General features: G+C 64.2%; 25 protein-coding genes. 11 read left to right on the plus strand and 14 right to left on the minus strand.

Features of this window, described 5'->3' with window-relative positions; all coding sequences use genetic code 11:
• Positions 1-108 precede the first annotated feature (108 nt).
• Positions 109-2,106, minus strand: coding sequence for a DNA topoisomerase IV subunit B (locus tag IFT60_RS14065; RefSeq protein WP_192052608.1), 1,998 nt, complete (start codon positions 2,104-2,106; stop codon positions 109-111).
• A 287-nt stretch (positions 2,107-2,393) separates the two neighbouring features.
• Here IFT60_RS14065 and IFT60_RS14070 point away from each other — a divergent pair, with 287 nt between their 5' ends.
• Both IFT60_RS14070 and IFT60_RS14075 read left to right on the plus strand, forming a co-directional pair.
• On the plus strand, positions 2,394-3,209 hold the full coding sequence (locus tag IFT60_RS14070; RefSeq protein ID WP_229510871.1) for a PleD family two-component system response regulator: 816 nt from the start codon (positions 2,394-2,396) through the stop codon (positions 3,207-3,209).
• Positions 3,210-3,261: 52 nt separating this feature from the next.
• Positions 3,262-4,248 (plus strand): gamma-glutamyl-gamma-aminobutyrate hydrolase family protein, encoded by a 987-nt coding sequence (locus tag IFT60_RS14075; protein ID WP_192052609.1) that lies wholly within the window; start codon positions 3,262-3,264, stop codon positions 4,246-4,248.
• 22 nt (positions 4,249-4,270) lie between these two features.
• Here the strand turns inward: IFT60_RS14075 and IFT60_RS14080 are convergent, their stop codons facing one another.
• Together IFT60_RS14080 and IFT60_RS14085 are read right to left on the minus strand one after the other, a co-directional pair.
• Positions 4,271-4,648, minus strand: coding sequence for a helix-turn-helix domain-containing protein (locus IFT60_RS14080; protein ID WP_524537865.1), 378 nt, complete (start codon positions 4,646-4,648; stop codon positions 4,271-4,273).
• A 5-nt stretch (positions 4,649-4,653) separates the two neighbouring features.
• A complete protein-coding gene (locus IFT60_RS14085; protein WP_192052611.1) occupies positions 4,654-4,953 on the minus strand; it encodes a type II toxin-antitoxin system HigB family toxin in 300 nt (99 codons plus the stop codon).
• Positions 4,954-5,079: 126 nt separating this feature from the next.
• On the opposite strand from IFT60_RS14085, the gene IFT60_RS14090 reads away from it, so the two are divergent.
• Complete coding sequence (locus IFT60_RS14090; protein WP_229510872.1) at positions 5,080-5,403, plus strand: hypothetical protein; 324 nt, start codon at positions 5,080-5,082, stop codon at positions 5,401-5,403.
• Positions 5,404-5,423: 20 nt separating this feature from the next.
• Here IFT60_RS14090 and IFT60_RS14095 read toward each other — a convergent pair whose 3' ends face one another.
• Together IFT60_RS14095 and IFT60_RS14100 are read right to left on the minus strand one after the other, a co-directional pair.
• A complete protein-coding gene (locus IFT60_RS14095; protein WP_192052612.1) occupies positions 5,424-6,560 on the minus strand; it encodes a YbdK family carboxylate-amine ligase in 1,137 nt (378 codons plus the stop codon).
• A complete protein-coding gene (locus IFT60_RS14100) occupies positions 6,550-7,752 on the minus strand; it encodes a cation:proton antiporter (RefSeq protein ID WP_192052613.1) in 1,203 nt (400 codons plus the stop codon). The genes IFT60_RS14095 and IFT60_RS14100 overlap by 11 nt, the downstream gene beginning before the upstream one ends.
• Positions 7,753-7,969: 217 nt before the next feature.
• Between IFT60_RS14100 and IFT60_RS14105 the strand changes: the two genes are divergently transcribed.
• A complete protein-coding gene (locus IFT60_RS14105; protein WP_192052614.1) occupies positions 7,970-8,569 on the plus strand; it encodes a CPBP family intramembrane glutamic endopeptidase in 600 nt (199 codons plus the stop codon).
• 189 nt (positions 8,570-8,758) lie between these two features.
• Here IFT60_RS14105 and IFT60_RS14110 read toward each other — a convergent pair whose 3' ends face one another.
• The 5 genes from IFT60_RS14110 to IFT60_RS14130 all read right to left on the minus strand — a co-directional run bounded on the left by IFT60_RS14110 (position 8,759) and on the right by IFT60_RS14130 (position 13,163).
• Positions 8,759-9,295, minus strand: a complete 537-nt coding sequence (locus IFT60_RS14110) for a DUF4166 domain-containing protein (protein ID WP_192052615.1) — start codon at positions 9,293-9,295, stop codon at positions 8,759-8,761.
• An 8-nt stretch (positions 9,296-9,303) separates the two neighbouring features.
• Positions 9,304-10,404: a saccharopine dehydrogenase NADP-binding domain-containing protein gene (locus IFT60_RS14115; RefSeq protein ID WP_192052616.1), complete on the minus strand. Its 1,101-nt coding sequence runs from the start codon at positions 10,402-10,404 to the stop codon at positions 9,304-9,306.
• A gap of 143 nt (positions 10,405-10,547) precedes the next feature.
• Positions 10,548-11,720 (minus strand): vWA domain-containing protein, encoded by a 1,173-nt coding sequence (locus tag IFT60_RS14120; RefSeq protein ID WP_192052617.1) that lies wholly within the window; start codon positions 11,718-11,720, stop codon positions 10,548-10,550.
• A 1-nt stretch (position 11,721) separates the two neighbouring features.
• Positions 11,722-12,312 (minus strand): GNAT family N-acetyltransferase, encoded by a 591-nt coding sequence (locus tag IFT60_RS14125; protein WP_192052618.1) that lies wholly within the window; start codon positions 12,310-12,312, stop codon positions 11,722-11,724.
• Positions 12,309-13,163 (minus strand): AAA family ATPase, encoded by an 855-nt coding sequence (locus IFT60_RS14130; protein ID WP_192052619.1) that lies wholly within the window; start codon positions 13,161-13,163, stop codon positions 12,309-12,311. The genes IFT60_RS14125 and IFT60_RS14130 overlap by 4 nt, the downstream gene beginning before the upstream one ends.
• Before the next feature lie 180 nt (positions 13,164-13,343).
• Here IFT60_RS14130 and IFT60_RS14135 point away from each other — a divergent pair, with 180 nt between their 5' ends.
• From IFT60_RS14135 to IFT60_RS14145, 3 genes are all read left to right on the plus strand, one after another.
• Positions 13,344-13,679: a c-type cytochrome gene (locus IFT60_RS14135; protein WP_192052620.1), complete on the plus strand. Its 336-nt coding sequence runs from the start codon at positions 13,344-13,346 to the stop codon at positions 13,677-13,679.
• Between the two features lie 11 nt (positions 13,680-13,690).
• A complete protein-coding gene (locus IFT60_RS14140) occupies positions 13,691-14,032 on the plus strand; it encodes a c-type cytochrome (RefSeq protein WP_192052621.1) in 342 nt (113 codons plus the stop codon).
• 108 nt (positions 14,033-14,140) lie between these two features.
• Complete coding sequence (locus IFT60_RS14145; RefSeq protein ID WP_192052622.1) at positions 14,141-15,646, plus strand: SulP family inorganic anion transporter; 1,506 nt, start codon at positions 14,141-14,143, stop codon at positions 15,644-15,646.
• A 217-nt stretch (positions 15,647-15,863) separates the two neighbouring features.
• Here IFT60_RS14145 and IFT60_RS14150 read toward each other — a convergent pair whose 3' ends face one another.
• From IFT60_RS14150 to IFT60_RS14160, 3 genes are all read right to left on the minus strand, one after another.
• On the minus strand, positions 15,864-16,292 hold the full coding sequence (locus IFT60_RS14150) for a DUF1841 family protein (protein WP_192052623.1): 429 nt from the start codon (positions 16,290-16,292) through the stop codon (positions 15,864-15,866).
• Between the two features lie 31 nt (positions 16,293-16,323).
• Positions 16,324-17,853 carry an aspartyl protease family protein gene (locus IFT60_RS14155; RefSeq protein WP_192052624.1) on the minus strand — a complete coding sequence of 510 codons (1,530 nt, stop codon included), beginning with the start codon at positions 17,851-17,853 and terminating at the stop codon, positions 16,324-16,326.
• Positions 17,854-18,001: 148 nt separating this feature from the next.
• Positions 18,002-18,622: an RNA pyrophosphohydrolase gene (locus IFT60_RS14160; protein ID WP_192052625.1), complete on the minus strand. Its 621-nt coding sequence runs from the start codon at positions 18,620-18,622 to the stop codon at positions 18,002-18,004.
• A 204-nt stretch (positions 18,623-18,826) separates the two neighbouring features.
• Here IFT60_RS14160 and IFT60_RS14165 point away from each other — a divergent pair, with 204 nt between their 5' ends.
• From IFT60_RS14165 to IFT60_RS14180, 4 genes are all read left to right on the plus strand, one after another.
• On the plus strand, positions 18,827-20,557 hold the full coding sequence (locus IFT60_RS14165) for a proline--tRNA ligase (protein WP_192052626.1): 1,731 nt from the start codon (positions 18,827-18,829) through the stop codon (positions 20,555-20,557).
• Positions 20,557-21,204 (plus strand): lytic transglycosylase domain-containing protein, encoded by a 648-nt coding sequence (locus IFT60_RS14170; RefSeq protein WP_192052627.1) that lies wholly within the window; start codon positions 20,557-20,559, stop codon positions 21,202-21,204. Before IFT60_RS14165 ends, IFT60_RS14170 begins: the two co-directional genes overlap by 1 nt.
• A 105-nt stretch (positions 21,205-21,309) precedes the next feature.
• Entirely contained in the window at positions 21,310-22,740 is a 1,431-nt protein-coding gene (locus tag IFT60_RS14175; RefSeq protein ID WP_192052628.1) for an alkaline phosphatase, read from the plus strand.
• A gap of 20 nt (positions 22,741-22,760) precedes the next feature.
• A complete protein-coding gene (locus IFT60_RS14180) occupies positions 22,761-24,158 on the plus strand; it encodes an alkaline phosphatase (RefSeq protein ID WP_197986332.1) in 1,398 nt (465 codons plus the stop codon).
• Positions 24,159-24,372: 214 nt separating this feature from the next.
• Here the strand turns inward: IFT60_RS14180 and IFT60_RS14185 are convergent, their stop codons facing one another.
• Entirely contained in the window at positions 24,373-24,774 is a 402-nt protein-coding gene (locus IFT60_RS14185) for an SWIB/MDM2 domain-containing protein (RefSeq protein ID WP_192052630.1), read from the minus strand.
• Positions 24,775-25,095 lie beyond the last annotated feature (321 nt).

The following is a 25,095-nucleotide window of genomic DNA, read 5'->3' on the forward strand; positions in this document are numbered from 1 at the left end:
GAACCCGTCATTCAGGCCATTGGCCTCAATGCCCCCTACGTATTGCGGGTTTCGTAGGGTGGAGTTCCGACTCCACGCGTTTTACGTGCGTCTCATCACCGCAACCCATCAAATATCCGCTTCCGTCTCGTTACCGTGTTCTTCGATCCACGCGCGGCGTGCGGCCGCTTCGCCTTTACCCATCAACATGTTGAAACGCGCGCTCGATTCGCCGTGGTCGAAACCGCCCAGCGACACCGGCAGCAGGCGCCGCGTGTCCGGGTTCATCGTCGTTTCCCACAGCTGCTCGGCGTTCATCTCGCCCAGGCCCTTGAAGCGCGAGATGTTCCAGCTGCCTTCCTTCAAGCCGTCTTTCTTGAGCTTGTCTTCGATCGCCAGCAGTTCGCCGTCGTCGAGCGCATACAGCTTTTGCAGCGGCTTCTTGCCGCGCGGCGGCACGTCGACACGGTACAAAGGCGGCCGCGCGACGCAGATGTGGCCATGGCGGAACAGGGCAGGGAAGTGCTTGAAGAACAGCGTCAGCAGCAAGACCTGGATGTGCGAACCGTCGACGTCGGCATCCGACAGGATGCAGATCTTGCCGTAGCGCAGACCGCTCAAGTCAGGCGAATCGCCCTGGGAATGCGGGTCGACCCCGATCGCCACCGAAATATCGTGGATTTCGTTGTTGGCGAACAGGCGGTCGCGGTCGGTTTCCCAGGTATTCAGCACCTTGCCGCGCAGCGGTAGAATTGCCTGGTATTCCTTGTCGCGGCCCATCTTGGCGGAACCGCCGGCCGAATCGCCCTCGACCAGGAACAGTTCGTTGCGGGTCAGGTCGGTCGATTCGCAATCGGTCAGTTTGCCCGGCAACACCGCCACGCCCGAGGATTTCTTTTTCTCGACCTTTTGCAGCGAGCGCATGCGCGACTGCGCCTGCTTGATGACGAGTTCGGCCAGCTTCTTGCCGTATTCGACGTGCTGGTTCAGCCACAATTCGAGCGGCGGCTTGGTAAACGTCGAGACCAGTTTCACGGCGTCGCGCGAGTTCAGGCGCTCCTTGGTCTGGCCCTGGAATTGCGGGTCCAGCACTTTTGCCGACAGCACGAACGAGACGCGCGCGAACACGTCTTCCGGCAGCAATTTGACGCCTTTTGGCAACAGGCCATGCAGTTCCACGAAACCTTTGACGGCGCCGAACAGGCCATCGCGCAGGCCGGACTCGTGCGAGCCGCCGGAGGGCGTCGGGATCAGGTTGACGTAGGATTCGCGCACCACGGCGCCTTCCTCGTTCCAGGCCACGACCCAGGCCGCGCCTTCGCCTTCGGCAAAGCTTTCGTCGCCCGCGGCGGCGTAACCCGCGCCTTCGAACAGCGGGATCACGGTCTGGCCGCTCGAGGTCTGGTTCATCGCCTCGACCAGGTAGCCGCGCAAGCCTTCGTCGTAGCGCCAGGTCTGGACGTCGCCGGTCTTCGCGTTGGTCAGCGTGACGGTCACGCCCGGCAGCAGTACGGCCTTCGAGCGCAGCAGGCGTACCAGGTCGCCCATCGGGATGTTGGGCGAATCGAAGTATTTGGCGTCCGGCCAGGCAGTGACGCGGGTACCGTTCTTCTTGCCGCCGCGCTCGAACGGCGCGGAGCTCAATGGCTCGATGACGTCGCCATCGGCGAAGACCAGGTTGTGCACGCCGGTGCCGTCGTCGCTCTTGCGCCACACGGTGATTTCCAGGCGCTTCGACAAGGCATTGGTGACGGACACGCCGACGCCGTGCAGGCCGCCCGAGAACGCGTAAGCGCCGCCCGAACCCTTGTCGAACTTGCCGCCGGCGTGCAGGCGCGTGAACACGATCTCGACCGTGGAGACGCCTTCTTCCGGGTGGATGCCGACCGGGATGCCGCGGCCGTCGTCCTCGACGGTGACGGAGCCGTCGACGTTCAGGGTGACGCCGATGTTGTTGCAGTAGCCGCCCAGCGCCTCGTCCGAGGCATTGTCGATGACTTCCTGGATGATGTGCAGCGGGTTCTCGGTGCGGGTGTACATGCCCGGGCGTTGCTTCACGGGCTCGAGGCCCTTGAGGACGCGGATGGATGATTCGCTGTAGTCGGGTGCGGGTTTCTTGGTTGCCATGCTGATCAGTGTATTTTCGAAAGCCTGCGCATTCTATCTTGTCGGCGCTATCTTGTCGGCGCCATCTTGTCGAAAGGAAAGAGCGAGAGGGGCGTAAGCGATTGTTCTTGTCAATACGTGCGAACGTGACTAGATTGGTACGCAAGGTTGCTACGTCAAGCGGCCCCGAGAACCGTTGAGCAAAAGGTGTAGCCGAGACTAGTACTGTACATGCATACAGTAATAATCGCAAGTCAGCCTGCTTTTTGTGCAACAGGTTGAGGACTTGCGCCAACCAGGTGAATTTGATGCATGCACAAAAAATTCCGACCGCCGTCTGCCTGCTCGGATTCGGGCCGGAGCAGGGCGCTGAACTAGGCGCGCTCTTGGCTGCGGCGCCGCGCTCGGGACCGCTGTATGTCTGCCTGCATGACGACAGCCTGCAGGAGCCCGACCTCGTGCTGGTCGACGGCGCCAGTCCGGCCGGCCTCGCCTGCCTCGAAGGCATGCGCTGCGCACCGCCGGCGCTGGTGATCGGCGGCCCCGTGCATGGCGCCTGCGATCACCTGGCGCTGCCGCTCGATCCACCTTCCCTGTACGAAGCGATGGGGCGCCTACTCGATGAACGGCGGCGCGCCCTGGCGCTGCTGCACGCACGCGGCCAGCCGCTGCTGGCCGAACGGCGCCGCCGTCCGCGCCTTAGCCCGCATACCGGCTGCGCCTCCGAACGGCGCCCGCCGCGCGACGGCAAGGTGCTGATCGTCGACAAGGGCGGCACTTTCCGCGACCACCTGGCCGGCCTGGTCGGCGCGCGCGGCCTGGCCATTGCCTGGACCGACAGCGCGCCGATGGCGGTGCGCCTGTGCGACGAAACGCAGGTGGCGCTGGCCATGATCAATACCGCCGCGCCCGGCATCGACCCTTACGGCCTGAGCCGCAACATCAAGGCCCAGGAAGGCGCGGGGCGCACGGCCGTGGTGCTGCTGGTCGGGCGCACTTTTAATTACGACAGCACGCTGGCGCACGGCGCCGGGGTGCGCGGGCTGCTCGACAAGCCGGTGGGGGACCGCAGCCTGGTGTGCATGCTGCAGCGGCTGACCAGCTTGCCCGAGTTGCCGGTGTGACTTTGTTACAACTTCGAATCGTGCGCGGCCATGGCAGGGCTATATTTGGGCCATGGCAGACGACCAACCACAGCGCCGCGGCGAGGCGCCGGGCCCGCCGCTGGAAAACCGCGAGGATGCGCCGCAGCGTGTTCCTGACCGCCGCGCCGCCAGCGGCCCGCCGCGCTACCAGCGTCCCGGCGACACCCCGTTCGCACTCGCCGGCCGCGTCCTGCGCTCGCGCTGGCGCGCCCTGCGCGACCGCTTCAGCCGCGACTTCATGCGCCGCACGCTGCGCATCGGCGTCTCGGCGCGCATCTTTCATCCCGAACCGGGCTCCACCGGCCTGCGCAGCAAGAACCTGCAATACCTGGAAGAGTCGATCGCCCAGTGGGTGATGTCGCGCGACGTGCTGGTGTTCATGATCCCGACGGTGAACACCAACGGCTTGTTACACCCCAGTAACATCACCCTGCGCCACTACGCGCGCCACCTGGATGGCCTGGTGCTGCAGGGCGGGGCGGACGTGTCGCCGCAAACCTATTCCGAATCGCCTACCCGCCCCGAGTGGAGCGGCGACCGCGCGCGCGACCTGTACGAACTCGAACTGCTGCACGAATTCGTCGAAGCCGGCAAGCCGGTGCTTGGCGTCTGCCGCGGCTGCCAGCTGATCAACGTCGCCTTTGGCGGCACCCTGTACCAGGACGTCGCGACCAACGTGCCGGCGGCGCTGGCCCACGTACACACCGACTACGACGCCCACCGCCACGCCATCGAATTCCCGCCCGGCTCGACCCTGGGGCGCATGTTTCCCAATGCCGGCCGGCCTGTCGTCAATTCGATCCACCACCAAGCCGTGAAGGAACTCGGGCGCGACATCCGGGTGGAAGCGATGTCGTATCCCGACGGGATCGTCGAGGCGATCCGCTACGACCGCGCCGACTTTGTGATGGGGTTGCAATGGCACCCGGAATTCCACCGGGCGGGCGGGACGGATCTGCTCGATTGCACGCCGGTGCTGGATGAGTTTTTGCGGGCGGCGCGGGAGACGCGGTTGTAGGAACCGCAGCCGTCTGATCTATTCAGGCGGCTACGCTGCGCGGAGGCTGGATCAAGGTCTCGGCCGGGATACCCAGTCCTTTATGCAATCGCCAAATCATGGGCAGGGTTAGCGGCCTGGCGCGGCTCAGCACCTCGTACACGCGATTCAACCTGCCGATCATCGGCTCGAGATCCTTAGGTGTGAGGCCCTTCTGGTCCATCTGAAACTTGATAGCTTCAATTGGGTCTGCAATGTCCATGGGGAAGTGTTTTGCTTCGTAAGCTTCGACAAGCGTAGCCAGGACATCAAGACGATCTCCTTCCGGTGTGCCGAATTCTGCAGTCATCAGCGATTCGACTTCGCTCAGCGCTGCGTGATAGTCCTCTTCAGTGCGGATAGGCTTAATGTCCATGGCGATGTCTTTCAAATTGTTTGAGCATCGATAGCGTCGTACTGCTTGTGTGTTCCGACGAATTTCACGAAAACAATCCCATACGGGTAGTTGATAGACGTAACTAAACGGTACTTGTTCCCAGCGATATTAAACACTACCCGACCTTCTTTGAGGATGCTCGCCGTGCCAAAGTCAGCTTTGACGTCGGCCGGCGTTTCCCACTTAGCCTTGAGGACATGTCCATGCCAGGTCAGGAGAGGTTCCTTTGCGTCGGCATATCCGGGCTGTTCGTAAAAAGCACGAAGCGTGGGAAGAGAAAGTATGCGCATCGACGGATGTTAGTCCCAATTTGGGACTAACGCAAGTTTGGCGCGTAAACCGCTTGCATCCCATCCCTCCCTTGATCATAATGAATGAGAATCATTCTCATTAAAGACTGATCAACAGGAACCGCCATGGACCATCCACTCGCAGACACCGCCGTACCTTCGCACGGCATGCCCCAGCGCCACGCCGTCATGCTCGCCTCCCTGCTGCACCTGATGTCGCACTACACCGCACGCGACGACAGGGACAAGCCGTGCGTGCGCCTGGCCTCGGTGATCGAGCGCCACCTGTGCGCGCTGGCGCGCCTGCCGGACCTCGACCCGGTGCTGCGCGCGACCTGCGAGCAGTTGTGCGAACGCTGGGCAGTGCTGGTCGACGAGGGGATGCCGCAGCCGGTCAAGCGCAATTTTCTCGAGCGGATCATGCGGCCGAGCCGCATCAGCCCGGCGTAGGTTCATACGGCCGGAAACAGTTACCGCCGCCGGAAGCGCCGCTCGCCGCGGAACCAGTTGATCGCCGCATGCACCATTCCCTCGACGCTGCCCTGGCGCTCGTATTGCTGGCGCAGCAGCGCCGCGTCGCTGCCGCCGGCCGCCGCTGCCGCCAGGTGGCGCAAGCCCTCCAGGCTGCCGAGCGCCGCTGCATACGGTTCCATCCTGGTGAGGGTCGCCAGGATGTCTTCGCGCAGCGGCATCGTCGCGTAGGTCTTGGGATGGGTAATCGCGCCCTCCAGCCCGAAGCGGCAAGCCTGGAAGCGGTTGTAGTTATAGACCAGGTAGTCATCCTCGACCGGTGGTTCTTCCAGCCGCTCCAGCAGATAGCTGCACAGCGCCTGCAGGTAGGCGGCCAGGGCCGCTGCCCGTTCGACGGTGAGCGGCGTGTCGCAGACGCGCAGCTCGATCGTGCCGTATTCGGGTTTAGGCCGCAGGTCCCAGTAAAAATCCTTCATGCTCTTGATGATGCCGGTGCGTTCCATCTTCGCGAAATAGGCCGACTCGAACTCGCTCCAGCGCAGCGTGAACGGCGCGCGTCCGCTCATCGGAAAAGCGAACACGGAATTCAGGCGTGCCGAATCGAACAGGCTGTCGTGGCCCTGCACGAAAGGCGACGACGCGGACAGCGCGATGAAGTGCGGGATGTAGCGGTTCAGCGCATGTAGCAGGTACAGCGCATTGTCGCCATTGCCGCAACCGATGTGGACGTGCTGGCCGAACACGGTGAATTGCTTGGCGAGGTAACCGTATAGCGAGGACAGGTGTTCGAAGCGCGGCTTGGAAAAAATCTTCTGTTCCGACCAGTGCTGGAACGGGTGGGTGCCACCGCCGGCGATGCCGATGTTGAGCTGGTCGCCGGCCGCGACCAGGGTGTCGCGGATCTCCTGGAGTTCCGCCAGCAGCGGCGCGTAGGCCGAGTGCACGCTCGAATTAATCTCGATCATGCTCTCGGTGATCTCGGGCGTGACATTGCCGGGGAAGGGTTTACGGGCCAGCAGGTGCAGCAGGTCCGGGCTGGCGGCAGTGAGGTCGAAGTCGGACAGGCTGACCAGTTGCAGTTCGAGTTCGACGCCGAAGGTCAGCGGCGTGGAGGCGGTGAACGGCTCAAGCGGCATGGTTGATCTCCGGCTGGGTCTTCGGTACCTCGTTCGCCCACACCAGCGCGCGCTGGATGATGATCGGGCCGAACACCTCCAGCAGCATCGTCACCGCCGCCACCGAGCGCAATTCTTCCACCACGTGCACGCCGCGCTGGCGCGCGTGTTCCAGCAGCAGGATCACGAACACGGACAGGGGCGCCAGCGCGACGCCGGCCAGCGCGCCCTTGCGCCAGGACACGCCGGACAGGTGGGCAAAGGCCACCACGCCGCCGGTCTTGGTCACGAGCCGCGCCAGCACGATCACGGTTGCCAGTCCGATGCCGGCGGCGACCTTTTGCCAATCGAGGGTAGAGGCGGCGAACACGAACAGCAACACCGTCAGCAATTCGCCGAGCGCGCCGAAACCGCGCTGGGCCTGGCTGTAGGCGACGCGCCGGTGGCGCGCCACCAGGCCAAAGGCGAGGGTGGCCACCACCGGCGACAGGCCGCCCGCATGCGAAATCGCGACCAGCAGGATGACCGCCAGCGCAAACGCGACCGTCGCATCCTGTTTCGGGTTCTTGAGCCCGTGCAGCAGCGCCGGCACGGCAAGCCCGAACACGGCCCCGGTCAGGAGCGACACGGCGAGCAGCACCAGGCTGTTCCAGATGGCGTCGCCCAGGTCTTCGAAGGTACGGAAAATCCAGAAGCCGATCACGACATTAAAGGCGAACACTGCCAGCACGCAATTCTGGGCGGTCAGGTGGAGCACCCGCTCCGTCACCTGGCCCGAACTGCGTTGCTCGTTGATCACCCGTACTACGGTGGCGGGCGAGGTCGCCATCGACAGCGCCGCCAGCATCAGCGCGGTCAGTTGCGGCGTGCCGAAGGCGATCGCGATCAGGTAGACGGCAACCAAGGTGGCCAGCGATTCGACCAGGCCGCTGATGCCGATCCAGGGGTTGGTGCGCAGCCAGCGCAGGTTGATGCGGTAGCCGAGTTCGAACAGGATCAGGCCGAAGGCGACGTCGGCCAGCATCGACGCCGGGCCGCTGTCGGGGATCGGCAGGACGCCGAGCTGGGAGCTGCCCAGCGCAAAGCCAATCACGCCATAAAAACTAATGCGCGGCAAACCCGTCCAGCGTTGCCCGAATTCGCCCGCAATCCAGGCGATCGCGATCGCGAATGGCCACGCCAGGCTGGTCAGGATCGGCAACAGGTCGGGCATGCATGCTCCTCGAAAATACACCGGAAAGCCCGGCCTGGAGCGGACGGGTCTTTTGTCGATTCTATAAGACGGCTTCGACAAAGGCTGCGCACGATTGGACAGCGGATGAACGGAAGAGTTCGTTGTCAGGCTTGGCGCCGCTGGCTAGAATGCCGGTTGTTCCAGCCGCCTTTCGATTTCTCATTCGTCCTCATTCGTCGTTTTGCGACGCACCCCCATGTCCCGACAGATTCCGCAGCATCCCCAGCCGGCCCGTGCGCCGATCCGCCTCACCGCCCAGGTATTGACCTGCGTCGTGTTTTCGCTGATCGCGCTGGTGCTCATTTTCGTTTTGCAGGACCAGCCGCGCCTGGTGCTGCGCGGGCCAATGACGTACGGCGAACAGGTGCTGTACGGCCTCGGCCTGTCGGCGCTGGCGGCGGTGTTTTCCTACGCCAGCGCGCGCCTCAGCGCGAACTCGGAAGCGAGCCGCAATACGGTTACGGCCTATGGCCGGCTCGACCTGTCGGGCCTGAACCCGGTCTGGATTAGCCTGGCCGCGGCGATCGGCGAAGAGTTGCTGTTCCGGGCCGCGCTGCAGCCGCTGCTGGGGGTGTGGATCACCTCGCTCGTGTTTCTGGTGACGCATGTGCCGGTATACCAGGTCCGCAAGCTGAACCGGGCGGCGCTGGTGCAGGCGGCGAGCGTGTTCGGGGTGAGCGTGGTGTTGGGGTTTATTTACCAGTACGTGGGCGTGCTGGCGGCCATGATGGTGCATGCGGCGCTGGATGTGGTGGGTTTGTATGTGGTGCGCAATGCGTTGCGGGGAGCGCGTTGACGCGGTGCGGTTGATCGACGGGTGACGGCGGGCATGCCCGCCCTACGTTATACGACGGCCCCATGAAAGATCCATTAGCGGCTGTGCACCGTACGGGGTCCTTGAGGCCAATGGCCTCAAGGACGGCTTCACCGGGCATGCCCACCGGTACGTGCCGTTGAATACCGCACCAATACCGCGAGCCATGGTTCATTGATTGCTCGGCACCTCGGCGTCAATGGCGAGGTAGCCGGTGTAGCCGGCGACCTGCCCGATCAGCGGCAGCGCAGCGCTGATGCGGAAATGAAGGCAGCCATCGCGGCCTTCTTCTTCGGCCACGATGCGCGGCAGCGCCCAGCGCGGGCAGGGAATGCCGAGGAATTTCAATGCGCGCAGCTGCATCACCAGGCGGCCGTCTTCGGCCAGCAGCTGGAAGTACAACAGGGTCGGTCCCAGCCGTTCCGTCAATTCTCCTTTCACCAGGCGCATGCGCGAACGCATCGTCTTGCCCGGGAAATGCCGTACCCAGGTTTCGCAGGCGGGCGTGGCATCGAGTTCGAAGCGGATGGCGCCGGACACGGGGTGCAGAGGCGTGCCCAGGCTGCGGGCCAGCAGCCGCGCCGGCCAGGAGGCGGGCGCCTCGGTGCGCACCCACCCGTGCAGCGTGCGCCGGCCGCGGGTGCGATGAAAGGATTTAACGGGGTCGGCCAATGCCTCGAATGCGGGGCCCATGACGGTTTCGTACATCGACAAATTCACTGGTCGGCTTTCATGACGATGTGCAGGCCGGCGGCGGCGCGTTCGAAATCGGCCAGCGTCAATAAACCCAGGCAGGGACGGGCGCCGGGCGGCAGGACGTCGCCCGCGGCCAGGCGCCGCACCAGCGCGGCCGCGGCCAGCGTAGGAACGAAGGGACCGTCGCCGTGTGTCGCCACCAGCGACCAGCCGCGCGCCACCTGCACGCCGGCGGCGTCAAGGCCCGTCACGCGCACGTGCATGGCGCCGGCATCCGACCCGCAATGGCGGAACCAGTCGGCGGCGCGTTTCAGTAGTGGCGCGTGCGCGGCCCAGTCGCGCACCAGGCCGCGTTGCGCCAGCCACGCCATCAGGTTCATGCCGCGGTGCAGGAAGCCCAGTTCGAGTCCGGCCCCGAAGCGCACGCTCGGCGTGCCGGGAAAGCGCGGCCCCAGCAGTTCCAGGTCGGGGACGTCGCAGGGCGACAGCAGGCGCCGTCCGACCGGCGCCGGGTAGGTGTGGGCACGGGTCGTGCGCCAGCCGGTGGCGCCGCCGGGCAGGGGCTGGCCGCAATAGCCGAGGATGGCGCGCACTGTGGACAGGCCGCGCTCGGTGCGGTTGCCGGGACTGATGCCGATGTCGATCGCGCCGACGCTCCGCATGCCGGCGGCCAGCGCGTCGGCCGCCGCGCCGGACAGGGCGGGGACCGAGCTGGCGCCGCTGGTGACCAGCACGCCGGCGCTTGTCGCCGCGCCGTGCAGCGCGCCGATGCCGGCGACAAAGGCGCGGCCGTCGGCCAGGTCGATGTAATGGGCGCCGGCGGCGATGCAGGCGCTGGCGACGCGGTAGTCCTGGCCCTGGAAGGGGCCGGCGGTGTGGATGACGGCGGCGGGGTGCAGGGTGGCCAGCGTTTGCGCGAGCGCAGGCGCGGCGATGTCGAGGGCGTGGGCTTCGAGTGGCGAGGCGGCGCCGGGCGCCAGCTTGTGCACCAGCGCCGCGGCTTGCGTGTAGGAGCGGCCGGCGACGAGGATGTGCAGGCCGGGCTGGCGGGATAGGAGTTCGACCAGGCGGGTGCCGAAGAAGCCGTAGCCGCCGATGACCAGGACGTGAAAGTTGCTCATGCTTAATGTATAGCACAGGCAACACATTGATGATAGGCCGCGTTCGATCGGACGTTGAACGGCGGGCATGCCCGCCCTACGTCAAACCGTGCGAATGTAGGGTGGGCATGCCCACCATGACGCTTGCACGGCCCGCAGCCTCCTTATTTGCTCAACAACCGCATCGCCCGCTCCAACCCTTCGAGCGTCACCGGGAACATCCGGTTGTTCATGATCTGGCGAATCACGGCAATCGACTGCCGGTACTGCCACAGGTGTTCCGGCTCCGGATTGAGCCAGGCGAATTTCGGAAAGGCCTTGCAGAAGCGCGCCAGCCATTCGGCGCCGGCTTCCTCGTTGTTGTATTCGACCGAGCCGCCCGGCGCGAGCACCTCGTAGGGGCTCATGGTGGCGTCGCCGACGAAAATGATGCGGGTGTCGGGCGGGTATTTGCGCAGCACGTCCCAGGTGTCGAAGCGTTCGGCGTGGCGGCGGCGGTTGTTCTTCCACAGGTAATCATAGATACAGTTGTGGAAGTAGTAGAACTCCATGTTCTTGAATTCGCTCTTCGCCGCCGAGAACAGCTCTTCGGTGCGCTCGATGTGGTCGTCCATGGTGCCGCCCACGTCCAGCAGCATCACCACTTTTATTCGGTTCTTGCGCTCGGCTTGCATGCGGATGTCGAGGTAGCCCGCGTTGCTGGCCGTGGCGCGCACGGTTTCGTCGAGCGCGAATTCGTCGAGCGCGCCGGTGCGGGCGAAGCGGCGCAGGCGGCGCAGGGCGACCTTGATGTTGCGCGTGCCCAGTTCGCGCTCGTCGTCGTAGTCCTTGTATGAGCGCTGGTCCCAGACCTTCACCGCCGTGCGGTTGCGGCCGGCGCCGCCGATGCGGATGCCTTCCGGGTTGGTGCCGCCGTGCCCGAACGGGGAGGTGCCGCCGGTGCCGATCCACTTGCTGCCGCCTTCGTGGCGTTCCTTCTGTTCCTTCAGGAGTTCGTTGAGACGGTCCATCAGCTTGTCGTAGCCGAATTTTTCCAGCGCGGCTTTCTGTTCGGGCGTCAGTTCGCGCTCCATGCGCTTGATCAGCCAGTCGAGCGGGATCTCGCCTTTGGTCGTGTCGAACACGGCCTCGATGCCCTTGAAGTAGGAGCCAAAGGCGCGGTCGAACTTGTCGAAGTGCGCCTCGTCCTTGACCATCACCAGCCGCGCCAGGTAATAAAATTCGTCGAGCGACGGGGCGATGACGGTCTTTTCCAGGGCTTCGAGCAGGGTCAGGAATTCCTTGATCGAGACCGGGACTTTCGCATTACGCAGTGCGAAGAAAAAATCGATCAGCATGTTACGTACCCGCGTGGCGCGTGAGTTGATAGTGCAGGTGGCTTTTGACCTCGTGCCACTCGCCGCGCACGATGCTGTACATGACGGTGTCGCGCACGGTGCCGTCGCGGCGCGGCGCATGGTGGCGGATCACGCCATCCTTTTTCGCGCCCAGGCGTTCGATCGCGGCCTGCGAAGCATAGTTGAAATTATCGGTGCGAAAACCGACCACCGCGCAGCCGAGGGTGTCGAAGGCATGCGACAGCAGCAGCAATTTGCAGCTGGTGTTCACGTGGCTGCGTTGCGCGGCTTTCGCATACCAGGTGTAGCCGATCTCGACGCGATCGATGGCCGGCAGGATGTCGTGGTAGCTGGTGGTGCCGATGACGTCGCCGCTCGAGGCATCGATCACCGCAAAGGGGAGGCGGTCCTTCGTCTCCAGCGCCGTATGCACGTAAGCCTGGGTGCGGTGCGGTTCCGGCACCGAAGTCACGCGCAGGTTCCACAATTGGCCGTCGGCGGCGGCCAGGCGCAAGCCGTCGACGTGCTCGAGACGCAGCGGTTCGAGGCGCACGCCGTTGAATTCGAGCGCGACCGGCTCGATTGCCATCATCGGTTCATCCTCGACATCGACAGCAGGCGTTCGAACAGATGCACGTCCTGCTCGTTCTTCAGCAGGGCGCCATGCAGCGGCGGCACCACGGTCTTGTTGTCCTTCGAATGCAGCGCTTCGGCCGGAATGTCCTCGGCCATCAAGAGTTTGAGCCAGTCGAGGAATTCCGAGGTCGACGGCTTTTTCTTGATGCCGGGGATGTCGCGCACGTTGTAAAAACTCTGCAGCGCGGCGGCCAGCAGCTCCTGCTTCAGCCGCGGGTAGTGCACCTGCACGATGTCGGCCATCGTCTCGCGGTCGGGGAATTTGATGTAGTGAAAGAAGCAGCGGCGCAGGAAAGCGTCCGGCAGTTCCTTCTCGTTGTTGGAGGTGATGATCACCAGCGGACGGTGCTTGGCGACGACCATTTCGCGCGTCTCGTAGACGTAGAACTCCATGCGGTCGAGTTCGCGTAATAAATCGTTGGGGAATTCGATGTCGGCCTTGTCGATCTCGTCGATGAGGAGGACCACCGGTTCCGGCGCCGTAAAGGCTTGCCACAGCACGCCCTTGACGATGTAGTTGTGGATGTCGCGCACGCGCTCGTCACCCAACTGCGAATCGCGCAGGCGCGAGACGGCGTCGTATTCGTACAGGCCTTGCTGGGCCTTGGTGGTCGATTTCACGTGCCACTGCATCAGCGGCATGTTCAGCGCCGACGCCACTTCCTCGGCCAGCATGGTTTTACCGGTGCCGGGCTCGCCCTTGATCAGGAGCGGACGCTGCAGCGTCAGGGCGGCATTCACTGCCAGCTTCAGGTCGCTTGTCGCGACATAGCTTTCGGTGCCTTCGAAACGGGGATGGGCTTGCATGGGCGTCTATCGTGAAGAGGAAAATCCCGAGTATATGCCAGAACTTTCGGTGCGGCTGACGACGCGTACGACGTTGGTAGACTGCAATCTTTTGTTGGGCTAGAATCGACAGGTTAGTAGTAGATAACTAATTTTTTGTGCGGTAGCGGTTTTCGATTAAAAAATTTTGCGATTCCCACCATGAAAAAACTTTTGGCAGTACTCGTTCTGGCCGCCGGCGTCGGCCCTGCGCTCGCAGCGGACGTCGTCGGCAATCCGAAAGCCGCACAAAGCAAGATCGAGATGTGCATCGGTTGCCACGGCATTCCTGGCTACAAAGCCAGCTTCCCCGAGGTCTACCAGGTGCCGATGATCGGCGGCCAGTCGGCCAAGTACATCGAATCCGCACTGCACGCCTACAAGAAGGGCGACCGCAAGCATCCGTCGATGCGGGGCATCGCCACCAGCCTGTCGGACCAGGACATCGCCGACGTCGCCGCCTATTATTCGCAGCAGAACGGCCAGAGCCGCAAGTAAGGACCCACGCCATGAAAAAACTGATCATCGCGCTGGCCCTCGGCGCCGTTTCGTTTTCCGCTGCCGCCGCCGACGTCAAGCGCGGCGAAGAGCTGACCAAGAAGTACAACTGCGCGTCCTGCCACGGCGCCGACTATAATAAGCCGATCGACCCGAGCTATCCGAAGCTGGCCGGCCAGCATGCCGACTACCTGGCGCACGCCCTGATGGCCTATAAACGCGGCGGCGACCAGGCCAACGGGCGCAGCAACCCGATCATGGCCGGCTTCGCCAAGCCGCTGTCGAACCAGGACATGGCCGACATCGGCGCCTATCTTTCCAGCCTGCCGTCGCAGCTGGTGGTGCGCAAATAAGCCACTAGCCGCCCGGCCCGCGCCGGAGACTAAATACCATCGGAATCCCCCGGATCCGGCTTGATTTGCCGGCGCCGGGGGATTTTCATTTTCCATCTGGAGTTTATTTTGCAGTCTGTTTCACCTGCCTACCTTAAAACCAACCTGCTCAGCGGCCTGACCGTCGCGTTGGCGCTGGTGCCCGAAGCGATCGCCTTTGCGCTGGTCGCCCATGTCTCGCCATTGACCGGCCTGTACGCCGCCGTGCTGGTCTCTTTCATCACCTCGGCCTTTGGCGGACGGCCCGGCATGATCTCCGGTGCGGCCGGCGCGCTGGCCGTGGTGATGGTGGCGCTAGTGGTCGAACACGGCGTGCAATACCTGTTCGCGGCGATCGTGCTGATGGGACTGTTCCAGATGCTGTTCGCCGCCGCCCGGCTCGGCAAGTTCATCCGCATGGTGCCGTATCCGGTGATGCTCGGCTTCGTCAACGGCCTGGCGCTGGTGATCTTCATCGCCCAGTTCGGCCATTTTAAAATCGGCGGGGAGTGGATGCAGGGTGCGCAACTGTTCACCATGCTCGGGCTGGTGGCCGCGACCATGGCGGTCATCTACCTCACGCCGCGCATCACCAAGGCGGTGCCGGCCACGCTGGTCGGTATCCTGGTGGTCACGGCAGGCGCCGCGCTGCTCGGCATCGAATCGAAGACCGTCGGCGACCTGGGCGCGATCGGCGGCGGCTTGCCGCAGTTCGCCCTGCCGGAGGTGCCGTTCAACTTCGACACCTTGCGCATCGTGCTGCCGTATTCGCTGGTGCTGGCCGGCGTCGGCCTGATCGAGTCGCTGCTGACCCTGACGCTGGTCGACGAGATCACGGAAACGCGCGGCCAGCCGAACCGCGAATGCATGGCGCAGGGCACGGCCAACATCGTCACCGCGTGTTTCGGCGGCATGGGCGGCTGCGCCATGATCGGCCAATCGATGATCAACGTGAACAACGGCGCCTACGGCCGCCTGTCGGGCATCGCCGCCTCGCTGTTCCTGCTGTCGTTCATCCTGTTCGGCTCGGCCTGGATCGAGCAGATTCCGCTGGCGGCGCTGATCGGCGTGATGTTCGTGGTCTGCGAAAAGACCTTCGAGTGGGGCACCTTCCGCACCATCGGCAAGGTCCCGCGCGCCGATACGCTGGTGGTGGTGCTGGTGGCGGCGATCACCTTGATCTTCGACCTGGCGGTGGCGGTACTGGTGGGCGTAATCGTGTCGGCGCTGGTGTTCGCCTGGCAGCATGCGAAGCAGATTGGCGTGAAGACGAGCGTCGACGCCCAGGGCTGGAAGGTCTATGAGCTGGAAGGCACGCTGTTCTTCGCCTCGATCGCCAATTTCAACGAACTGTTTACGCCGAAAGACGACCCGCAAGACGTGGTGGTCGAATTCCGCCGCGCGCGCGTGGTCGACCATTCGGCGATCCAGGCGATCGACGCGCTGGCCGAACGCTATCGGGTGCTGGGCAAGCGCCTGCACCTGCGCCACCTGAGCGCGGACTGCCGCGAGCTGCTGGGCCGGGCGCAGGACATGATTGAGGTGAATGTGGTGGAAGATCCGAGGTATCGGGTGGCGGACGACAAGCTGGGCTGATTTCGTAGGGTGGGCCGGGCGGCGAACCGCTCCGCCCACGCGGTCGTACCGTTGCATACCCCGACGCTTGGTTCAACGTTTCGACATGCATGCGCAGCACCGCGTGGGCGGAGCCCACCCTACGGACCGTGGATAACCATAGTGCGGCGGGCCACCCGCGAACATGATACGAAAAAAGCGGCCTTGGCCGCTTTTTTGTATCAGATTGCCGCTGACCTCAGCGCGTTGCGCGCCGCCGCACGCACTCGATATATGCGTCGGTATCCGGCGGAGTGCTGTTGCGTTGCGAGGTCCAGATCATCTCGCCGAGACACTCCATGATCTCGTGGTGGGCATCGTGCTCGCCTATGCGGTTCACCAGCAGATCGTGCGCCGCCTTGATGCCGCGCGGCTGGTCGATCGAGACCTGTTCGGCGATCGACAGGTGCATCGACAGGTGTAAAAACGGATTCGGCTGGCCGCCTTCGACCGAATAATCGCGCGCGACGGCTGCGTCGGCGTCGGCGAGGGCGTCGTGGTATTCGGGGTGCTGGACGATCCAGTCGGCGGCGATGGCGTCCATCGGCGTGAGGATCTCGCCGGCGCGCTGCTTGCGCAGGGCTTCGCAAAAAAAGCGGCGCACGTCGTGCGAAGAGGGCGTGAACATGGGGGAGTAGGCAGGAACGATAGAGTGGCCGTCATTGTAGCGCGCGCTGCGACGGCGCGTGCGAGGGCGCGCACTGTGCCTCGAAGCGGGCGCTGAGCGCCGCGGCCGGCCCGGCTTCGCCGTGTGCGCCGTGCCAATCCGACATGGCCGACAATGCCTCGCAAGTTTGCTTGCGTGCGCGCTCGCCGTCGCCGGCGGCGGCCTGCTTCAGCAAGGACTCGGCCGTCATCTTGCCGAGAAAAAAATCGGCGACCGGCGCCGGCCAGGCCTGGTTCTGGCTGCGTGCAAGGTTGGCTGCCAGTTCGGTGCGCGCCAGGTCCGCCTGTTTGTTGCGGATGCGCGCGAGATACAGCCACATTGCCGCCTTGCGGTTCGACGGCAGCTTGTCGGCCGCATGGCGCAGGCGCACGATGCCCTGTTCGAGGAAGCCTTGCTGCACCAGCGCGTGTCCGGTCATCAGGTTCGCGCTTGGATTGCCGCCGAGCGTGGCTTTTTCGAGCCAGCCGCTGCTGCGCGCCGCATCGCCAGGCGCGGCGCCGCCCTGGGTGGCAAGGTAAGCGGCGAGCATCTGCGCATCGTGGTTGCCCGCTTCGGCTTCCTCGACGATCCACGGTTCGAGCTTCCTGCGCTGGCCGAAAGGCTCGCCGCCGACGTAGGAGAGGTAGATCTTTTGCTGGCTCATGGCGATCAGCACGCGGTGGGCACGCAGGAAATCGGCGCCGAGCAGGATGTCGACATGGCCCTTCCAGTCGATCACGCCGACCTGGGCGTTGCGCACGATTTCGTCGCCGATCTGGAAGGTGGCGAAACTGGTGCTCCAGTGCGTCACACGCCTGGCGCCGATGCCGATACTGTCGCCCAGGCGCGTCAGGTCGGGCGCGTCCAGGCGCAGGCCGGCGCGCTGTGCGGCGGCCAGGCCAATGACGGTGCTGGCAGCACCGGTGTCGATCATCGCGCGCATTTTCTTGCCGTTGACGAGGACGCTGAATTGAGGATTCGGGCTCTGGTCAAGGTTGGCTTCGAATGGAATTTCCATGGCCGCCTCATCCCAGTAGGCCAGGGAGGCGCCGCTGCAGTTCGATGGCTGGAAGAAGCGCATCTTTTTGGTGGCCAGCGACAATTCCATGTCGGTTTGCAGCAGGAAGGGCGCGCCGATGATCGCATCGTAGGCGGGCGGATCGCCAAAGTCGGCCAGCATCGGCATCCAGCCGCGGCCGGTTTGCAGCGGGCCGGCGGTGAATGCGTCGACCCGGGCCAGGTAGATGGCGGCATCCCCGCCGATGCCTTTCGCGTAGTGGCCCGTGGCGCGCATGGACAGCTTGCGGCGCTCGGCCCCGGTTTTGGTCAGCAGCGTGTCGAAGGCCCCGGTATCGACCAGCATGGTCGCCGGGGTGCCGTTGATGCTGCCCTCGGTACTCAGGGCCAGCTCCTGGCCGCTGTAGTGCAGGGGCAGCATGCCGACCTGGAGGTAACGGCAGGCCGGCGCCTCGGCCCGGGCGGTGGGCGCCACGGCGGTACACAGGACGAGCGCAGCGAAAGCGGACAGGAGGGTCGATTTCATCGATCCGATTCTACCGGGGAAGTTTCCAATCCAGCAATAAATAAATGGCGGGACGACGCGCGCTCAAGGCGAAAAAAAGCAGGCGCCACCACTTGCGTGATGTGCCTGCTTTTCGACGCCATGCGGCTTTCACGCCTGGCGGTGTTGATTACTTCTCCGGCGCCAGCATCAGTTGCGGCTCGCTGCTGGCCAGCGGCGCCTTGACGGCAGGCTTGTTCGCTGCCGCGCTGCTGGTGGTGCGCGGCTGGCGCAGGTAACGCGCGCTGTGGCGGCGCTCGCCATGGCCGCCGTTGGGCGGCATGGTGAGAAAACGCGACAGCTCCTGCAATGCGCGCTGGTACACGTCACGCTTGAACTCGATGACCACGTCCAGCGGCACCCAGTAATCGTGCCAGCGCCAGGCGTCGAACTCCGGATGGTCGGTCAGGCGCAGATTGACGTCGTTGTCGCGCGCAACCATGCGCAACAAAAACCAGATCTGCTTCTGGCCGCGGTAATGGCCGCGGATTTCGCGCTTGATGAAATGGTCGGGCACCTCATAGCGCAGCCAGTCGCGGGTGCGGCCCACGATCTTGACGTGCTCCTGGCGCAAACCGATTTCTTCCTCGAGCTCGCGGTACATCGCCTGTTCCGGCGTTTCGCCGTATTTGATCCCCCCTTGCGGAAACTGCCAAGAGTGCTCGCGCACCCGTTTGCCCCACCACACCTCGTTATTGGCGTTAAGCAGGATGATGCCGACGTTGGGGCGGAACCCTTCCCGATCGAGCATAAGAACACCTCGAAACTTTCTGCCGGCTTCCGGGTCCTTACATTTTTACCTACAAATCCACACGTCAGCTTCCCTCGTGCACAACGAAAACGGCGGACGCTGCGTGTTCAAGACCCATTTGTACAAAGATTGGACGCATCAGCCAGCTAATCCTTTAAAATTAGGTCGATTATAACTCTCTCTTTTTAAAAAGAATTCATCGATATGCGTGCCTCACGATTTTTTATTTCTACGCTTAAAGAAGCGCCATCCGACGCCGAGATCGTCAGTCACCAGTTGATGATGCGCGCCGGGATGATCAAGCGCCTCGGCTCCGGTATCTATACGTACATGCCGATCGGCCTGCGCGTGATCCGCAAGGTCGAAGCCATCATCCGCGAAGAGATGAACAAGTCGGGTGCGCTCGAACTCCTGATGCCGGTGGTGCAGCCGGCGGAACTGTGGCAGGAAACCGGCCGCTGGGACAAGATGGGTGCGGAACTGATGCGCGTCAAGGACCGCCATGGCCGCGAGTTCGCCATCCAGCCGACCTCGGAAGAAGTGGTTACCGACGTGGTGCGCAGCGAGATCAAATCCTACCGCCAGCTGCCGCTGAATTTTTACCACATCCAGACCAAGTTCCGCGACGAACGCCGTCCACGCTTCGGCCTGATGCGCGGCCGCGAGTTCACGATGAAGGATGCGTATTCGTTCGACCGCGACCTGGCCGGCATGCAGCAGTCGTATCAGATCATGTTCGACGCCTACGTCCGCATCTTCAATCGCTTCGGCTTGAAATTCCGCGCGGTGGCAGCCGACAACGGCGCCATCGGCGGCACCGGCTCGCATGAATTCCACGTCATCGCCAGCACCGGCGAAGACGCGCTGGTCTACTGCCCGGATTCGGATTTCGCAGCCAACATGGAAGCGGCCGAAGCGCTGGCGATCGGCGAGCGCGGCGTGGCGACCGAGCAAATGACCAAGGTGCCGACGCCTGGCAAGACCAAGTGCGAAACGGTCGCCGAGTTGCTGAACCTGCCGCTGGCGCGCACCGTCAAAACGATCGCGCTGACGGTCGAGGCCGAAGAAGAGGGCAAGACCAGCAAGCAGTACTTCATGCTGCTGCTGCGCGGCGACCATGAACTGAACGAAGTCAAGGTCGGCAAGGTCGCCGGCCTGGCGAATCACCGCTTCTCGACCGAAGCCGAAATCCAGGAAGTCTACGGCACCGTGCCGGGCTACCTGGGTCCGGTGGCGCCGAAGCAGGCGGTCACCATCGTTGCCGACCGCACGGTCGCCAACATGGCCGATTTCGTCTGCGGCGCCAACGAAGTCGACGCCCACCTGACGGGCGTGAACTGGGGCCGCGACCTGCCGGAACCGCTCGTTGCCGACCTGCGCAACGTGGTCGAGGGCGACGCGTCGCCGGACGGCAAGGGCGTGCTGGCGATCGAGCGCGGCATCGAAGTCGGCCACGTGTTCCAGCTCGGTACCGCCTACTCGGAAAAGATGGGCGCGACCTTCCTGGATGAAAACGGCAAGCCGGCGCCGCTGCAGATGGGCTGCTACGGCATCGGCGTGACCCGCATCCTGGGCGCGGCCATCGAACAGAACTTCGACGACAAGGGCATCGTCTGGCCGGACGCACTGGCGCCGTTCCAGCTGGTGCTGTGCCCGATGGGCATGGACCGCAGCGAGATGGTCAAGACCCAGGTCGAGGCGCTGTACACCGAACTGCAGGCGGCTGGTGTCGACGTCATCGTCGACGACCGTGGCCTGCGTCCGGGCGCGATGTTCGCCGACTGGGAACTGATCGGCGTACCGCACCGCATCGTCATCGGCGAGCGCGGCCTGAAGGAAGGCAACCTGGAATACCTGGGCCGCCGCGAGTCCGAAGCCACGGCCGTGCCGGTGGCGGAGATCGCCGCCTTCATCAAGGGCAAGCTGGGCCAGTGATGCGGTGGGGCTTCCACGGCCGGGCGCGGGCCTGGCTGGGTGCGCACTTGCTCGCGGCCTTGCTTGGTGCGAGTGGGGCAGCGCACGCCGGCAACCAGAAAGAGGAAGCGATGGCGGACTCGGTGCGCCTGGCGCTGGCGAACGCCATTGCCGACACCCGGCCGCCGAAGCCGACTTTCCGCGACGAGGCCGCGCGCGTGCGCTACCAGCAGTGGTTCACGGAGATGTCGGCGCGTTTGAAGAAACGCCTGCCGGACGAGCAGTCGCGCACCGAGTTCCTCGAATCGGCCTGGTACGAAGCGACCCGCGCCGGGCTCGATCCGGGCCTGGTGCTGGGCCTGATCCAGGTCGAGTCGGCCTACCGCAAATACGCCGTCTCGGTCGCCGGCGCGCGCGGCTACATGCAGGTGATGCCGTTCTGGACCAAGGTCATCGGCGACAACGACCGCCGCAAGCTGTTTCACATGCAGACGAATTTGCGCTACGGCTGCGCGATCCTGCGCATGTACATCGACATGGAACGCGGCAACCTGTATCTCGCCCTGGGCCGCTACAACGGCAGCCGCGGCAAGCCGCAGTATCCGAATGCGGTGCTGGCGGCGTGGAAGAAGTGGGAGTTCAGCCCCGTCGCAGTCGCGTCGCGCTGAACCATGCGCTTGACCCTACATCCTGCTGCACGCGCCCCATATCGTTTGAGCCACACCCGTCGTTTGCGGTATACACTCCCTGCTTTCTCCGCTACGAACTCCATCATGCGAATCAACACTCTCGCCGCCGCGTGCACGCTGGCGGCGCTTGCCGGTTGCGCCTCGACCGGCCCGGCCGCCACTGGCGTGCGTCCCGCCGTTCCCGGCCAGGCAAAGAACGTCATCTTCTTCCTCGGCGACGGCATGGGCATCAACACGCTCACCGCCGCGCGCATCTATGCCGTCGGCGAAGAGGGCGAACTGGCCATCGACACGCTGCCCGAATCGGCCTTCGTCAAAACCTTTTCGAACGATGCGCAAGTGACCGACAGCGCCGCGTCGATGTCGGCCTACATGACCGGCGTAAAACAGAACAACGGCGTGATCTCGATGTCGAGCGACACCCGCTCGATCGCGCCCGCGACCGAAGGCAACCGCAGCGTCAGCCGCTGTGCCAATGGCAGCGCCGTGCCGACGCTGGCCGAACTGGCGAAGGCGCGCGGCATGGCCGCCGGCGTCGTCACCACCACCAGCGTCACCGACGCCACGCCCGCCGCGACCTATGCCCACGCCTGCCACCGCAAGCTGGAGCAAGACATCGCTGCCGCGCTGGTCCCCGGCGGCGCCGGCTACAACAAGGCACTGGGCAGCGCCGGCCTCGACCTCGTCTTCGGCGGCGGCGCCCAGCAATTCACGCCGCTCGATGCCGGCGGCAAGCGCGCCGACGGCCGCAACCTGCTCGGCGAGCTGCAAGCTAAAGGCTGGCGCGTGGCGGCGAACACGGCGCAGCTGCAGGCGCTGGCGCCGAACGGCCAGCCGGCCATCGGCCTGTTCGCCCCGAACCATTTTAAATACGAAGCCGCGCGCGACCCGGCGCAGCAGCCGGCGCTCGCCGAGATGACATCGAAAGCGATCGACATCCTGGCCAACAACCCGAACGGCTTCTTCCTGATGGTCGAGGGCGGCCTGATCGACCATGCGCTGCACGCCACGGTGGCCAAGCGCGCGCTGCAGGAGACGGTGGCCTACAACGCAGCCATCCAGACCGCGCTCGACAAGATGAACAAGCTCGATCCGGGCCTGAAAAACACGCTGATCGTCGCCACCGCCGACCACGACCACACGCTGCTGATCAACGGCTACTCGCCGCGCACCGGCAAGACCACGCCGACGAATGCCGGCGTGCTGGGCCTGGTGCGCAGCCTGCCGGACGGGAAGGTCCGCCTCGACAAGGATGGCGCGCCATTCACGATCCTGGGCTTCGGCGCCGGCGAGCACCGCATCCAGGGCAGCCGCAAGGACGTCAAACTGAGCGACGCCATCGCGGCCGGCGACGACTACCACCAGGAAGCCGTAGTGCGCACGCGCACCGGCGCCGGCATCCATGGCGGCGCCGACGTATATCTCGGTGCGGCCGGCGCCAACGCCGAACTGTTTCGCGGGACGATCGACAACACCCGCGTCTTCGACCTGATCAAGAGCGCGGCGGGATTATGAGCGCCACCAGAAAGCAAGCCATGACCAGAACTCTCCTTTCCACGCTGCTGCTGGCGGCATGTTGCGGTGCCCAGGCGCAGACCGCCGCCACCATGCGCCTGGCGCCGAAGCCGCAAGCGAAGAACATCATCTTCTTCCTCGGCGACGGCATGGGCCCGACCACGATCACCACCGCGCGCATCTACAAGGCGGGCGAAGACGGCCTGCTCGACTTCGAACGCCTCGACCGCACCGCGCGCGTTAAAACCTATTCGGCGGATGCGCAGGTGACGGACAGTGCGCCGTCGATGGGTTCTTACATGACCGGCGTGAAGATCAACAACGACGTCATTTCGCTGAAGGACGCCAAGCCAGTCCCGCCCGGCAAGGACGCCAACGGCAACCTCTCGGTGGACCGCTGCGGCGCCAACAACGGCACAGCGCCGATGACGATCCTGGAACTGGCCAAGGCGTCCGGCAAGTCGGTCGGCGCGGTCACGACCACGGAACTGACGCACGCGACGCCGGCGTCGACCTTCGCGCACGTCTGCGAGCGCGACATGGCCTATACCATCGCCCAGCAAATCGTGCCCGGCGGCGCGGGTTACAACACGCGCCTGAAAGACGGCGTCGACGTGCTGATGGGAGGAGGACGCAATCACTTCACGCCCTTCGACGCCAAGCGCAATCCGAAAGGCCGCGCCGACGGACGCGACCTGGTGGCCGAACTGGAAAAGCAGGGTTATTTCATCGCCGCTACGCGCGCCGACATGGCGTCGAGCCGTCCGGGCCGGAAATTCCTCGGCCTGTACAGCGCCGAGAGCCATCTGGACTACGCGTCGAAACGCCGCCCCGAGCAGCCGACACTGGCCGAGATGACGGCCAAGTCGATCGAACTGCTGTCGGCCAATCCGAAAGGCTTCTTCCTGATGGTCGAAGGCGGCAAGATCGATCACGCGCTGCACGACACCAACGCGCGCAATGCGATGATCGAGACGGTGGCGTTCGACGAGGCGATCCAGACCGCGATGGAGCGCATGCGCGCCATCGATCCGGGCCTGGACAACACCCTGATCGTCGTCACCGCCGACCATGACCACACGATGGTCCTGAACGGCTACCCGAAGCGCGGCAACCCGGTGCTCGACATCGTGCGCGGCTACCGCGACGGCGAACCGACCCGCGACGCCGACGGCAAGACGTTCACCACGCTCGTCTTCGGCAATGGCCCGAACCGCCCGGACCTGCGCGCCGACGTCGACAGCGCCACGGCGCAGTCTGCCGACTACCACCAGGAGACCGGCGTGAAGTGGTCGAGCGAATCGCACGGCGGCGGCGACGTCAAGCTGCACGCGGCCGGCGCCGGCTCGGCGCCGTTCCGCGGGACGATCGAGAATACGCACGTGTTCACGCTGATGAAGGCGGCGGCGGGGTTGTAGGCACGGCGCTGGCGATCGTAGGGTGGGCGCCCCTGTGCCCACGCGGACGTATGCATCGTGTTGGCATGTGATCGCGGCTAATGCAAACACAGATCAAACATCCGCGTGGGCCCAGGGCGCCCACCCTACCAAATCAATAAGCCAACGCCTAAAAACAAAAAGCCCCGATCTCGCGAGCGGGGCTTTCAACATGCGGCCGTTCGGCCAGACATTATTATTTCAGGTGATTCGAAATCAGCTTGGTCATTTCGAACATCGAGACCTGTTCCTTGCCACCGAAGACGGCTTTCAGCTTGTCGTCGGCGTTGATCATCTGGCGGTTGTCTGCAGCTTGCAGGTCCGCTTTCTTGATGTATTCCCAGACTTTCTTGGTCACTTCGGTGCGTGGCAGCGGCTTGTTGCCGACCACTGCAGCCAGTTCGGCCGACGGCGTCAGTTCTTTCATGAACGCAGCGTTAGGCTTGCGTGCGGCGGCCGGTTTCTTGGCTGCTGCTGCTTTCGGTGCGGCTTCCTTGGCAGGAGCTGCTGCCTTCTTCGCTGCAGGCTTGGCCGCGGCGGCCGGCTTCGCGGCTGCCTTTTTTGCAGGCGCTGCTGGGGATTTCTTGGCTGTTGCCATCTTCGAGCCTCCTAATATGAGAAATTGCGCAATACATCGCACGGCTTATATTGGTGGCGTTTTACTGTTCCTGCAAGTCTTTTTCACCATTTTTTCACTCTGATAAGCCCAAAAAACAGGGTTTATTCGCAACTCGTCGGGATAGAGTGAAAAACGCCCCGAAAACGCGCAAAAAAACGCCGCGCCGGCATGGTGCCGGGCGCGGCGTTTTATGAGGACAAAAGGGTCCGCAACCGGATTAAGGACCTTGAGAAACCGTAGCGAGCGGCGGCAATGTTGGCTGCGCCGCCAAGGCGCCGCGGCTGTACGCAAGTACAGCGA

This window comes from Massilia sp. CFBP 13721 (genome assembly GCF_014842025.1).
In the GTDB taxonomy this organism is placed as follows: Bacteria; Pseudomonadota; Gammaproteobacteria; order Burkholderiales; family Burkholderiaceae_D; genus Telluria.